This is a genomic window from Thiocapsa roseopersicina, assembly GCF_900106925.1.
In the GTDB taxonomy this organism is placed as follows: domain Bacteria; phylum Pseudomonadota; class Gammaproteobacteria; order Chromatiales; family Chromatiaceae; genus Thiocapsa; species Thiocapsa roseopersicina.
Genome location: NZ_FNNZ01000022.1, coordinates 18111 through 30655, shown reverse-complemented (window position 1 = coordinate 30655; position 12545 = coordinate 18111). Strand labels below are relative to the sequence as shown.

Genomic DNA, 12545 nt, shown 5'->3' with positions numbered 1-12545 from the left:
GCGCTTAGGGGGCGCTCAACTCGGATGGAGCGCTGCGGCGCCGGCGGTTTAAGATCAACCGGGAATTTGCACGGGGGACGCGGTCAGGCGTGATGGGAGTCGAGGACAGACACAGGGGGCCCTTCAGCGGGCCGACCGGTTGGATCGAGGAGATCGGCTTCGCCGCTATCGCCCTTGCAAGCTGTCTCGGCCTTTATTTGAAGATCCTGCTCGGCCGAGCACGTTTGGACATGCCGGCCTTCGCCGCATCCCTGCGCCAGGCCGGGCTCTCCATTCTGCCGGCAATCACCTTGGTCACTGCCTCACTCGGTTTGATCCTCGGTCACCAGATCGAGTCGATCCTGACGGAGCTGGACCTGCCCGGGCTCGTGGTCTTGACGCTGACCTACGCGACCGTCATGGAGCTGGTGCCGATCCTGGTGGGGATCCTGGTGGCCGGTCGGGCCGGTGTCGCGCTCGCGGTCCGGCAGGCGACGCTGACGGTGACCGGCGAGATGGACGGACTCCTCGCAAGCGGCATCCACCCTGTCCAGTTCACCGCCGGTCCGGTTCTGCTCGCGATGTTGCTCATGAGCTTCGCCTTCGTGGTTTGGGGAACCTTGGTGACCTTCGCCGCGGCCGGCGCCTGGTTGTGGACGATGGCCGGGATCTCCCCGGCGTTGCTCTTCGAGTCGTTGATCCGAGCGCTCAGCGTCGGTGCCCTGGTCGAGGCGTTGGTGAAGCCCTTGCTGTTCGCGCTCTTGATCACCCTCATCGCCACCGTCAACGGCACCGGCGCGGGGCGCAATCCGGAGGGTATTTCGCGCGCCGCGACGCGGACCATGATCGGGGCGGTCTCGGCGATCTTGGTGATGGACCTCCTATATATTTTGTTCTTACGCGTCTGATGCAGCAGCCTCCAGCCTCCGGCCTCCAGCCTCCGGCCTGCAGCGAGATCGTGCGGTGTGCCGGCGGCGCCGGCCATGACCTTGCGCGGCGACGGCGGTCTCGGTGGGCGCCATGACTCCGGCACTGGTGCTCGACGGGGTTTACCAGCATGTCGGCGGGCGTATGGCGCTCGACGACATCCGGCTCTCGCTGTCCGAGGGCGCTTGGTTGCTGATCTGCGGGCCGAACGGTGCCGGCAAGAGCCTTTTGACCCGATTGATCTTGGGACTGGACCGGCCCTCGGCGGGTACAATCGAAGTTCTGGGGCAGGATCTGAGTCGGCTCGGCGAGGCCGCGATGGTGCGTCTGCGCGGCGACATCGGGGCGGTGCTGCAGCGCGGCTCGCTGCTCTCCGATTACAGCGTGCTCGACAACCTCCTCCTGCCCCTGCGCAACGCCCCCATGAGCCGTTACGACATGGCTCGGGCGGCGCGTTTGGTGATGACCTTGCTGGGGCTGGACGGACTGGAGAATCACATGCCGCGTGGACTCTCCTTGGGCCAACAGAGACGGGTAGAGCTGGCTCGTGCGCTGATTCACCAGCCCAAGCTGCTGGTCTGGGACGGCCTTTCGGACGGGCTCGACCCGACCGTCGCCCGCGAGACCCTGGGGGTCCTGCGCACCTTGAGGGAGAACCGCAAGCTGACCCTGATCGCCACCGACAACGTCCCGGATGCCTTGGCCGGCGCCGCCGATCGGGTTGCCGTGATGGAGCGCGGCCGGCTGCTGTTCGAAGGCACGCCGCAGGAGCTCGAGTCCGCCGGCGCAACCCGTCTGGATCTTCGCGCAGCCCTGTGGGGACATCCATGACCGAGCGCCCGGCTCCTGCGGATCGCCGGCTGGATCGGCTTTATTCCCCGCCCGAGATCGGCGCGCCGGGCAAACGTCGGGCGCGGGCAGAACGTCGCGATCTGCTGTTTTCCGGTATCTTCGTCATTGCGATGGCCGCCTTTGCCGTGGCGGCATTTACCCTGGTTCTACCCGGTCTGTTCGGGAAGACCTACCGTTTGCAGGCCTATTTCCCCGACGCCGACGGACTCGATGCCGGGCTTCAGGTCGTTCAGGAAGGCTATGTCATCGGTCTGGTCGAGCGGGTCGAGCCCGTCTTCCCGAGCGCCGATGTCCATCGGCTCCATTGCCCGGCGCCGTCTGCCGACATGCCGGCGCGCTCGCCGACCCTGCCGTGTTTCCGGGCGACCCTGCGGATCCGCGACAACTGGCCGATCCCGCAGGGCAGTCAGGCGCAGTTGGCGCCGCTGGGTCTCTTGAAGGGAGAGGCCATCAGTATCCGCCCCGGCAGCTCCGCGGATCTCTATGCCGACGGTGCCGTGATCGAGGCCAAGGCACCCGATGCCGATTTGAACGAACGGCTCATCGTCCTGACCGAGACGGTGCGCCGGGTGGTCGAGGAGAGCATCGCCCCGACGCTCGCGAGCATCCGTGACCAGGTCAAGACCATCGAGCTGCTGATCGGCACCGGGGAGGACCAAGGCGAGAATCGCGATCGGCTCGCGGGCGCCTTCGAGAACCTCCGGCTGCTGTCCGAAAACCTCGTCACGGCGGTCGATCCGGATGCGATCGGCGCCATCCTAGGCTCGGTGGAGGAGATGTCGGCAAGCCTTGCGCTCATCACCGGCGACATGACCGGCAGTACCAAGGACATCCGGAGCGCGGTCGCCGATTACGGCGATCTGGCGGTGGACATCCGGGGTCTGGTCAACGAGAACCGCCCGGCCATCCAGCGCTCGCTCGACGACACCCAGTTCCTACTGCAGTCGCTCTCCTCGGCCTTGATCCCCATCTTGACCAATGTAGAGGACGCGAGCCGCAATCTGTCGGCACTCGCGCGCGATCTGCGCGGCGATCCCGCAATCATCATCAAAGGCCGCGAGCAGGAGGAACAGGCACCGTGGTTTCGGTGACACGACCTAGCCGGGCAATCGGTGCGATCTCGGCCTTGCTGCTGATTCTTGCGGTGAGCGGCTGCGGGTCGTCCGCGCCCGCGCGCCCCGACCTCTTCTATTCGCTGGATCCCGAGCCGCTTGAGCCGCCCGTCGGGTCACCGCTGCCGGCGACCTTGCTCGTCAACGATCTGGCCGCGCGCGGTTTTCTCGGCGGGCGGCAGATCGTCTTCCGCACCCAAGCCGAGCCGCTGCGCGTACAACGCTACAACGACCTGCTCTGGGCCGACCCGGTCCCTCGCGCACTCTCGCGCAACCTGGTCCGAGCCGCGCGCGCGGCTCGGGTCTTCGCCTTCACGCTCATCCCGGCCGACCGGGGCACCGCGGATTATCTTCTCGGGGGCGAGGTGGAGCGCTTCGAGCATCTGCCGAGCCCGGACCCGAGCACCGCACCGTCGCGTGTCGCCGGAACGCTCAACCTGGTGCTGGTGCGCGCCGATAACCGCCGCTCGCTCTGGGACCGCAGCTACAGCCGCGAGATCGCCGTCGAGAGCGAGGGCGAGCGCGAGACCCCGGACGACATGGCGCGGGCCTTCAACCGCCTCGCCGCCTTGCTGGCGTCTGACGTGGTGCGCGACCTGCGCACCTTGCCCGGAGCTGCGCGCCCGCAGAGCGGATCATGAGCGACGAGAAGGACATGCCTGTGCGGCGTCTCCCGGCGGATGGCACGGATGCCGCCTGACCGGTTCGCGGCACTCTATCCCCGCGGTCTGGATCGGATGCGCGTCGCCTGGGATCATCTGCACATCCCGGGGCCGCCGGCCGACTATGCCCTGACCCGCACCGAGGTCGAGCACCCCGACCCGCAGCGACGCTTCGCCCGCCGCACGATTCAGGAAATCCTCTGCGACGCCGACCGGCTGTCCCTGATCGACAAGGCATCGCCGCACAGTCTCTTCGACCTCATGGTCTCGGAGACCTCGGATCCTCCGAAGGCCACGCCCTGTGCGGTCGAGTCCGTCACAGGCGGCGTCCTCTGGCGGACCGGGCTCGCCTTCGTGCACTTCGTCTCCGACCCTGATGTGATACGCCGCTTCGATCTGGACGACGGCGAGCTGCATCTTGCGCTCAACTGCGACCCCAACACGCACGATCGCGAGAGCGTGCAGGCGGCCAAACAGTTTCATCTCCATCTCCTTTACTGGAGTGGCGAGACGTTGAAGCCGTTGGAGCGCGCCGGGCGATTCGGCGCCGTTGCCGATGTCCGGCTGCGCCGTCAAGCCATCGACCCGCTCGCCTTCCTCGGTGCGCAACTGATACACGCGTCGCTGGCCGGATTCGACCTCGGGGTCCCGGGTGCCCGGCTGGCGATGCCCGACGAGCGGCTGACGATCCGCGGCGACCGGCCGCTCGGCTGCCTGATCGAGCTGCCCGGCTGGCAGGTGCTCGGAGATCCCGCGTTCGAGGATCTCATCCGGCGTCTGCATCTGCGCCTCGAGTCGCTGGCGGCCGATCTGCTCGAGGTCTTCACCGGGCAGCGCCGAGCGCCGTCGCCCTGGCATCGCCATGCGCTGCGCCCGCCTGCCGACATCAGGCGCGGTCTCGCCGCGCTGCCGGTATCCGCCCGGATTCGGTCCGGTCTGCGCGAGCTGTCCCTGGCGCTCCGAGACCTTCCACTGTCGACCGCCCGCCGCCTTGCGCGGACCGATGCGCGCCACCGCATGGATCTCATGACGCTGAATCAGCCCTGCTACGCACTGAACCTCCATGCACCCGAGCGCAACCGCCCAGGTGCAACGCTCGAAGACGCCGCGCTCGTGCACCTGACCATCCAGCCGAAGCTCTTCTCGGGCATCGGCGGGGCCGGTCTGCTCGGGCTCGGCGCTGTTCCCAGCGTGCGGATTCTGCGCGGCGAGGGTCGCTCGAGCGTCGAGAGCTGGCATCGTCGAGGCCGGTTCCAGCGCGCGTTCGCCGAGTCCAATCAGCGCCTCCAGGGCGACAATCCGGATATCCGTTTCGGGCCGCTCAAGCGGTTCGTCGATCCGAGCACCGGCTGGGCGTGACCGTGTATGGATTTCTCCGATTTCGCCCACCTCTGGATCCTTTTCTCGCTGGCGTCGGCGTTTTTTCATGCGTCTCGCCTTGCGGTCACCAAACATCTCAGCCTCGACTTCTCGACCGAGGTCCTGACCTTCTATGTCAACCTCAGCAGCCTAGTCATCACCCTGCCGCTGATCCTCTGGTATCGCGATTTTCCCTTCCATGAGCCGGCCTATCTCATGGCCGTCCTCAGCGGAGGCATCTTGTCGGCCTTCGGCGGATGGGCGTTGAATGCGGCGCTACACAAGACCGAGGTCTCGCTGGTCGGACCCCTGATGACGCTCACGCCGGGGTTCGCGATCCTGATTGAATGGCTCGTCACCGGCGCCTTACCGGCGTCGGTCGGGCTGATCGGCGTTCTCTTGTTGGTGGGCGGGGGCTACATTCTGAGTCTCGGCGATCACGAGGTGCGCTGGTATCTCCCCTTCAAGCGACTGGTAACGGACCCGGGCAGCGTGCTCGGGCTCATTGCCGCCGCCTGCTTCGCCGCCGCAAGCGTGGTCGGGCGGATCGGCATCCAACTGAGCGATCCGCTGTCGTTCGCGGTGATCGTCGCGCTCGTCAACCCGCTGGTCATCTTCGTGCTCTTCAGCCTTCGCGACCGGGGCTTCTATCGGCAGATCTTCACGCCGCAGGCGCGCCGTCGCATCCGGCCTCTGCTGGTCCTCGGTGCGCTGTTCGCGCTCATGCGCATCGCCGACCAGATCGCGCTCAGCCTGACGTTGGCCTCCTACGCCATGGCCGTGAAGCGCACGGCGGGGGTCTTTTCCGTCGTCCTCGGGCGTTGGTTCTTCAACGAGCAGCATGTCGTCATCAAGCTGATCGGGTCCGCCGTCATGCTGCTCGGGGTGGTGGCGCTGACGCAGAAGTAGGCTAAACCGCGTCTGACGCGTTATGCGATGTTTCTGGATTGGATCAGCCTCGGCAGAGTCTGCGCGGTTTAAGCCGACGTTCGGCGGTTTGCGGCGAGCCCGGCTGTCGGATTACGCTGCGCTGATCCGACCTACGCGGCGGCTCGGCGGGCGGAAGGGAGATCGGGATGACGATCGTGGTGGTTGCGGAAAAGCCGAGCGTCGCCCGCGATATCGCGCGGGTGTTGGGTGCGCGACGCAAAGGCGAGGGGTTTCTCGAAGGCAACGGCTATCGGGTGACCTGGGCGATCGGACACCTGATCCATTTCGCCGAGCCGGACGAGTACGGCGAGGTCCAGGGTGTCGACTGGGCGGGGCGTTGGTCTGCAGGCCAGCTCCCGATGATTCCGGAAGCATGGAAGCTCAAGACATCGAAGCAGACCGCGGCCCAGTTCAAGCTCGTCAAGGCGCTTATCACGGCACCCGACACCGAGCGTCTAGTATGCGCGACGGATGCCGGACGCGAAGGCGAGCATATCTTTCGCCTCATCTATCAGCACGCCCGCTGCAAAAAGCCGTTCGACCGACTCTGGATCTCCAGCCTGACCGACGAGGCGATCCGCGAGGGCTTTCGGGCGCTGCGTCCCGGCCAAGCCTACGATCATCTGGCCGATGCGGCACGTGCGCGTGCGCAGGCGGATTGGCTGATCGGCATGAACCTCACGCGGGCCTATACGGTGCACAACCGGGTGCTCTGCACCATCGGGCGTGTGCAGACCCCGACCCTGGCGATGATCGTCGCTCGTGATCAGGCGATCGCGAGCTTCACTAAGGCATTCTTCTACGAGCTGGTCGCGCATCTGAGCACATCGGATCCCAGGCTCAATCAAGCGCGCTTCGACGCCCTCTACATCCGCGACGGCGAGACGCGCATCGAGAAGAAGGAAGAGGCCGAGCGGCTTCACCGCGAGCTGAGCCCCCACCGCACCGGCACGGTGACCAAGGTCGAGAAAAAGGTCCGTACCGTCCGACCGCCGCCGCTCTACGACCTGACCAATCTGCAACGCGATGCCAACCGGCGCTTCGGCTTCACCGCCGCGCAGGTGCTCGAGCACGCCCAGTCGCTCTACGAGACCCACAAGCTCATCAGCTATCCGCGCACCGAGAGCCGCCACATCTCGGAGGACATGCTGCCCGAGCTGCCGGGCATCCTGAAGGGCCTGCAGCACCCGCTCGCCGCGGAGGCGTTGGATCGGCTGCAATCCGGTCACCGGCTGAGCAAAGCCTACGTCGACCGCACCAAGCTGACCGACCATCACGCCATCCTGCCGACCGGCAAGGCGCCGTCGCCGGATCTGCCGGCGCCGTTGCGCAAGATCTACGATCTTGTGGCGACGCGCTTCGTGGCGGTCTTTCTGCCGGATCAGCGCATCGAGGAGACGCGGGTGGAGATCGCGATCGGCGATGCGACCTTTCTGGCGCGCGGTGCGCTGGTGCTCGATCCCGGCTGGAAACGGGCAGAAGCCGCGGGACGTGCGCCGCCCCGGGGCGAGCCGGCTCCGGGTGCGGCGCCGGTCGAGGGCGATGCCGCCGAGGAGACCGGCGAGGCAGGCGTCCTGCCGCCGCTGGTCCAGGGACAGGCGCTGGCCGTGGACAGCCTGGAGGTGCAGGAGAAGGAGACCCAGCCGCCGCGTCACTACGACGATTCGACCCTCTTGGCCGCCATGAAGAACGCCGGTCGCGAGATCGAGGACGATGCCTTGGCCGCGGCCATGAAGCAATCCGGTCTGGGCACCCCGGCGACGCGCGCCGAGATCATCGAGAAGCTGATCCGCACCCGCTATGTCGAGCGCCGACGCAAGCAGTTGCATGCAACGCCGAAGGGGATTGCACTCATCGGTCTGGTCGCACCGGCACTGCGCAGCCCGGAGCTGACGGCCGAGTGGGAGCAACGCCTCAAGGACGTGGAGCATGGCGAGCTGCCGGTAGAGGTCTTCGATCGCGACATCGTCGGCTTCCTGCGTGACCTGGTGCCCCAGATCGCCCAAGGTCCGGCGATGTCCGCGGAGCAGGTGACGGCCGAGCGCGCCGAACGTCCGGCGAGCACGGGTGCAAAGACCGGGAAGACTGGAGGCACGCGCAAAGCCGGGCGGCCGAGCCGGAGCGGAGCCGCGCGTGGAACCTCGCGCGGATCGGGCGAGCCGGCAGCGGGCGGACTCGGCGCCTGTCCGATCTGTCACGAGGGCGAGGTCACGGAGAACGCACGCGCCTACGGGTGCAGCCGCTATCGCGAGGGCTGCGGCTTTACCGTCTGGAAGACGGTCGCCGGTTTGGCGCTGACGCAGGATCAGGTGCGCCGACTCATCGCGCAGGGTCGGCTGCCGCACATGGAGGGCTTCACCTCGAAGGCAGGCAAACCCTTCGGCGCCGGTCTGCGGCTGGATGCGGCCGGCAAGGTTGTCTTCGATTTCGAGGCCGAGGCGACCGACACCGGGTCGGCGGAGGCGGCCGTCGAGGACGGGCAGGGGGCTCGCAAGGCCACTCGATCCCGTCGAGGCGCTCCGACGGCCCCGGTCACACCGGAGCTAGCGAAGGACAGCCGTGCGCCAACCCATTCGATTCGCGACCAACCCCCCGTCTGTCCGAAATGCGGCCAAGGCAAGATCATCGAAGGCCGCCGCGGCTTCGGCTGCAACCGGTTCCGCGAGGGCTGCGACTTCGTGGTCTGGAAGACCTTCGACGGCCGGGATCTGGATGAGACGGACATCCGTGCCCTGATCGAGCGCGGGCGGACGCGGTTGATCAAGGGCAATGGGGCCGGCCTCGATTCGGTCCGGCTGCGTCTCGATGCGCAGTGGCAGGTCGTGACCGAGACCATGGCGACCGATGCGCCCGAGGAGGGCTTTTGATCAACCTGTCGCCGGCTGATAGGGGCTCTGATGGAATTAAACCGCGTCCAGAGCGAAATGCGTCATTCTCATTTTGTGTCGGGCTCAAGGATTTTTCCGACCTTTGTGGAGACGCGGTTTAGGTGCGAGCCGCGTCCTTCAGCACCTTGGCCGCCCATTGGTTGAGGCTGGCACCGGAGAGCTCGGCTGCGACGGCCATTGCCGCGTGCGTCTCCGGCTCGACCCGCAGCAAGAGGCGACCAGAGTAGGGCTTCTGTGCCGGCCGGCCGGTGCGTTCGCTCACTTCGAGATAGTGGTCGACCGTCTCATGGAAAGCGGTTTCCAACTCATCGACCGTGGTGCCGTGAAACACGGCGATATCCTTGATGCCGGCCAGTCGACCGACAAAGATACGGTCCTCCGGATCGTACTCGATGCGGGCGGCATAGCCGCGGTAGGTCATGGCGTTCATGGTGTGATCCCGGCGTTTTCCAGAAACTCGCGTGCGGCTTTGACGCGGTATTTCAGAGCCTCCTTTTGCGGATGCGGTCGGTGGAAGTCGGCCCGCTGGTCGTTCAGAAGGAACGTCACGGCAGAGCCTGCACCTTCATCCTTTGTTGCTCCCAGCGCCAGGAAAAGGGATTCGATCTTGCGCCATTCCAAGTTGCCGTTGACGGGATGACTGAAGATTGCGACCAGCGTCTTGCGCTGCGAGCTGTTCATGCTTGGTTTGATATCAAAAAACGATACCGAAGGCAAGCGAGCCGGCGGGGCGCATCGTCTCATCAACCCTGCGGTGGCGGCTCCTTGCCCGTGACATCACCACAAACGAGTGCGGGGCTTTACAGACATCCGCTTTGTCGTGAATCCGACAGACACCTGGTCTTCTCTCGTCAAAACAAGATTATAGCGATTGGCATAGGGTCTGCTTAAGAAGCTCCAAAGCGAACGCCTTCGGAGCCTTCATGAAACAAAAAGAGATCGCCGCGCTGCTCGACGAGCCGGCGTGTGCGCACAACGCGAAGGAAAAGTCGGGCTGCGCCAAGCTCAAGCCCGGCGCGACCGCGGGCGGCTGCTCCTTCGACGGGGCTCAGATCGCGCTTTTGCCGATCGCGGATGTCGCGCACATCGTGCATGGCTCTATCGCCTGTGCGGGCAACTCCTGGGACAACCGCGGGGCGCGCTCGAGCGGCCCGAGCCTCTACAAGATCGGCATGACGACCGATCTGACCGAGCAGGACGTCATCATGGGTCGCAGCGAGAAGCGGCTCTTCCTCGGGATCAAGCAAGCCATCGACAGCTACAAGCCCGCGGCGGTCTTCGTCTACAACACCTGCGTGCCTGCCCTGACCGGCGACGATGTCGGCGCGGTCTGTCGGGAGGCGCAGAAGCGCTGGGGCACGCCCGTGGTGTCGGTCGATGCCGCCGGCTTCTACGGCACCAAGAACCTCGGCAACCGGATCGCCGGCGAGACCATGGTCACGCAGGTCTGCGGCACCCGCGAGCCCGACCCGGTCCCGCCGGGGATCGAGCACGACGGCTTCAAGGTCCACGATGTCAACTTGGTCGCCGAGTACAACATCGCCGGCGAGCTCTGGAACGTCCTGCCGCTGCTCGACGAGCTGGGTATGCGCGTGCTCTGCAGCCTCTCCGGGGATGCGCGCTTCCACGAGGTGCAGACCATGCACCGCGCGGAGGTGAACATGATGGTCTGCTCCAAGGCCATGATCAACGTCGCGCGCAAGCTCAAAGAGACCTACGGAATCCCCTGGTTCGAGGGCAGTTTCTACGGCGTCGCGGATGTCTCGCAGGCGCTGCGTGATTTTGCGCGGATCATCGACGACCCGGATCTCACCCGCCGTACCGAGGCGCTCATCGCCCGCGAGGAGGCCAAGATCCATGCCGCACTCGAACCCTATCGGACGCGTCTTCAGGGTCGCAAGGTCCTGCTCTACACCGGCGGGGTCAAGTCCTGGTCGATCATCTCTGCCTTGCAGGATCTGGGGATGACGGTGGTCGCGACCGGCACCCGCAAGTCCACGGAGGAGGACAAGGCGCGCATCCGTGCGCTGATGGGCGAGGACGCGGTCATGATCGAGGACGGCAACCCGCGCGGCCTGATCGATCGGGTCCGAGAGAACGGCGTCGACATCCTGATCGCGGGCGGACGCAATCTCTACACGGCGCTCAAGGCCCGTATCCCCTTCCTGGATATCAATCAGGAGCGCGAATTCGGCTACGCCGGCTATGTCGGCATGGTCGAGCTGGCGCGTCAGCTCTGTCTGACGGTCGAGAGTCCGATCTGGGATGCGGTGCGGCGTCCGGCGCCCTGGGCCGTGACCGAGGGGCAAACCCATCCGGCACCGGCGAAGTCCCTATCGCTCGCCGCAAGCGAGAGCGCCCCTGTCGAGGTGCAGTCCCATGCCTGAGATCATCAAACGCAACAAGGCCCTGTCGGTCAGCCCGCTGAAGGCCAGCAACACGGTCGGCGCAGCACTCGCCTTCCTCGGTTTCAACCGCGCCATCCCGATGATGCACGGATCCCAAGGCTGCACCGCCTTCGGCAAGATCTTCTTCGTACGTCATTTTCGCGAGCCGATCCCCTTGCAGACCACGGCGATCGATCAGGTCAGCGCCATCATGGGCAGCGAGGCGCAGGTCGTCGAGGGCCTGAAGACCCTTTGCGAGAAGAGTGCGCCGGATCTGATCGGGCTGCCGACCACAGGTCTGGTCGAGACCCAGGGCGCGGATATCGAGATGGCGGTGCGGGTCTTTCGCGAGACCTGGCCGCAGTTCGCGGGCACCGCGGTCGTGCCGGTGTCCACACCGGACTTCACCGGTTGTATGGAGTCCGGCTACGCGCAGGCGACTCGGGCGATCATCGAGACGCTCGTTCCGACCCGGGCCGAGGCCGGCACCCGGCCGGGACGTCGCGACCGTCAGGTCAATGTCCTGCCCGGCTCGCACTTGACGCCCGGCGACATCGAGCACCTCAAGGATCTGATCGAGGCGTTCGGCCTGTCCCCGCTGGTACTCCCCGATCTCTCGGATTCGCTCGACGGCCATCTGCCCGAGACCGACTACAACCCCTTGACCATCGGCGGCACCCGCGTGAGCGATCTGGCGACCCTCGGCGATGCCGCGGCGACCCTGGTAATCGGCGCCTCGATGGACGCGGCGGCCGACGCCTTGGCTGCGCGCACCGGCGTTCCGGATCATCGCTTCGCACATCTGATGGACATCGATGCCGTCGACGGCCTCGTGATGACGCTCTCGCGGATCGCCGAGCGCCAGGTGCCGGCCAAGATCGAGCGCCAGCGGGCACAGCTCCAGGACGCTCTGCTCGACTGCCACTTCATGTTGGGCATGTCGCGCTTCGCGATCGCCGCGGAGGCAGACCTGCTGGTCGGCTTCAGCCGGATGCTCGCAAGCGTCGGGGCCGAGGTGGTTGCCGCCGTCGCCCCGGCCAATGCTCCTGCCTTGCAGGATGTCGCCGCCGAGCAGGTGAAGATCGGCGATCTGGAAGACTTGGAGATCGTCGCGCGCGAGCGCGACGCCGAGATCCTGATCGGCAATTCGCATGCGGTCCACACCGCGGAGCGACTGGGCATCCCTATGTTGCGCGCCGGCTTCCCGCAGTACGACCGGGTCGGCGGCTTTCAGCGGACCTGGATCGGTTATCGCGGCACCCGCGACGCCATCTTCGATCTGGCCAATCTGCTGCTCGGCGAGAAGCGCGGCGAGATCCATCCCTATCGCTCGAAGCTCAAACAGCGCCCGGAGGGCGAGCGTGAGATGCCGCGCCCACACTGACAGGCTTCGCATCGAGCTAAGCCCGAACCCGCACGGATTGGATATGTTTTTGTTCATTTTCCTTA

The 12545-nt window shown here is 66.1% G+C and carries 11 protein-coding genes; 9 read left to right on the top strand and 2 right to left on the bottom strand.

What is annotated here, in order from left to right; genetic code table 11:
- Window positions 1–92: 92 nt before the first annotated feature.
- The 7 genes from BLV04_RS18985 to BLV04_RS18955 all read left to right on the top strand — a co-directional run bounded on the left by BLV04_RS18985 (window position 93) and on the right by BLV04_RS18955 (window position 8688).
- On the top strand, window positions 93–887 hold the full coding sequence (locus BLV04_RS18985; RefSeq protein WP_093036032.1) for an MlaE family ABC transporter permease: 795 nt from the start codon (window positions 93–95) through the stop codon (window positions 885–887).
- 112 nt (window positions 888–999) lie between these two features.
- The gene (locus BLV04_RS18980) at window positions 1000–1737 is read left to right on the top strand and encodes an ABC transporter ATP-binding protein (RefSeq protein ID WP_093036029.1); all 738 of its coding nucleotides are present in this window, start codon (window positions 1000–1002) and stop codon (window positions 1735–1737) included.
- Entirely contained in the window at window positions 1734–2849 is a 1116-nt protein-coding gene (locus BLV04_RS18975) for an MlaD family protein (RefSeq protein WP_093036026.1), read from the top strand. Before BLV04_RS18980 ends, BLV04_RS18975 begins: the two co-directional genes overlap by 4 nt.
- The gene (locus BLV04_RS18970) at window positions 2846–3511 is read left to right on the top strand and encodes an ABC-type transport auxiliary lipoprotein family protein (RefSeq protein ID WP_245731949.1); all 666 of its coding nucleotides are present in this window, start codon (window positions 2846–2848) and stop codon (window positions 3509–3511) included. The genes BLV04_RS18975 and BLV04_RS18970 overlap by 4 nt, the downstream gene beginning before the upstream one ends.
- Window positions 3512–3559: 48 nt before the next feature.
- Window positions 3560–4891: a hypothetical protein gene (locus tag BLV04_RS18965; RefSeq protein WP_093036154.1), complete on the top strand. Its 1332-nt coding sequence runs from the start codon at window positions 3560–3562 to the stop codon at window positions 4889–4891.
- Between the two features lie 6 nt (window positions 4892–4897).
- Window positions 4898–5800, top strand: a complete 903-nt coding sequence (locus tag BLV04_RS18960) for a DMT family transporter (RefSeq protein ID WP_093036019.1) — start codon at window positions 4898–4900, stop codon at window positions 5798–5800.
- 167 nt (window positions 5801–5967) lie between these two features.
- Window positions 5968–8688: a type IA DNA topoisomerase gene (locus BLV04_RS18955; protein WP_093036016.1), complete on the top strand. Its 2721-nt coding sequence runs from the start codon at window positions 5968–5970 to the stop codon at window positions 8686–8688.
- Window positions 8689–8806: 118 nt separating this feature from the next.
- Here the strand turns inward: BLV04_RS18955 and BLV04_RS18950 are convergent, their stop codons facing one another.
- Window positions 8807–9139, bottom strand: a complete 333-nt coding sequence (locus BLV04_RS18950) for a type II toxin-antitoxin system HicB family antitoxin (RefSeq protein WP_093036013.1) — start codon at window positions 9137–9139, stop codon at window positions 8807–8809.
- Window positions 9136–9390 carry a type II toxin-antitoxin system HicA family toxin gene (locus BLV04_RS18945; protein WP_093036010.1) on the bottom strand — a complete coding sequence of 85 codons (255 nt, stop codon included), beginning with the start codon at window positions 9388–9390 and terminating at the stop codon, window positions 9136–9138. Before BLV04_RS18945 ends, BLV04_RS18950 begins: the two co-directional genes overlap by 4 nt.
- Window positions 9391–9632: 242 nt before the next feature.
- Between BLV04_RS18945 and nifE the strand changes: the two genes are divergently transcribed.
- Together nifE and nifN are read left to right on the top strand one after the other, a co-directional pair.
- Complete coding sequence (gene nifE, locus BLV04_RS18940; RefSeq protein ID WP_093036006.1) at window positions 9633–11096, top strand: nitrogenase iron-molybdenum cofactor biosynthesis protein NifE; 1464 nt, start codon at window positions 9633–9635, stop codon at window positions 11094–11096.
- Window positions 11089–12480: a nitrogenase iron-molybdenum cofactor biosynthesis protein NifN gene (gene nifN, locus BLV04_RS18935; protein WP_093036003.1), complete on the top strand. Its 1392-nt coding sequence runs from the start codon at window positions 11089–11091 to the stop codon at window positions 12478–12480. Before nifE ends, nifN begins: the two co-directional genes overlap by 8 nt.
- The last annotated feature ends 65 nt before the right edge of the window (window positions 12481–12545 follow it).

Excerpts from the sequence above, each read along its gene's own strand:
- nifE (WP_093036006.1), top strand. The coding sequence starts at position 9,633 with ATGAAACAAAAAGAGATCGCCGCGCTGCTCGACGAGCCGGCGTGTGCG.
- BLV04_RS18980 (WP_093036029.1), top strand. The coding sequence starts at position 1,000 with ATGACTCCGGCACTGGTGCTCGACGGGGTTTACCAGCATGTCGGCGGG.
- BLV04_RS18950 (WP_093036013.1), bottom strand. The coding sequence starts at position 9,139 with ATGAACGCCATGACCTACCGCGGCTATGCCGCCCGCATCGAGTACGAT.
- BLV04_RS18955 (WP_093036016.1), top strand. The coding sequence starts at position 5,968 with ATGACGATCGTGGTGGTTGCGGAAAAGCCGAGCGTCGCCCGCGATATC.
- BLV04_RS18985 (WP_093036032.1), top strand. The coding sequence starts at position 93 with ATGGGAGTCGAGGACAGACACAGGGGGCCCTTCAGCGGGCCGACCGGT.
- BLV04_RS18975 (WP_093036026.1), top strand. The coding sequence starts at position 1,734 with ATGACCGAGCGCCCGGCTCCTGCGGATCGCCGGCTGGATCGGCTTTAT.
- BLV04_RS18965 (WP_093036154.1), top strand. The coding sequence starts at position 3,560 with ATGCCGCCTGACCGGTTCGCGGCACTCTATCCCCGCGGTCTGGATCGG.
- BLV04_RS18960 (WP_093036019.1), top strand. The coding sequence starts at position 4,898 with ATGGATTTCTCCGATTTCGCCCACCTCTGGATCCTTTTCTCGCTGGCG.
- BLV04_RS18945 (WP_093036010.1), bottom strand. The coding sequence starts at position 9,390 with ATGAACAGCTCGCAGCGCAAGACGCTGGTCGCAATCTTCAGTCATCCC.
- nifN (WP_093036003.1), top strand. The coding sequence starts at position 11,089 with ATGCCTGAGATCATCAAACGCAACAAGGCCCTGTCGGTCAGCCCGCTG.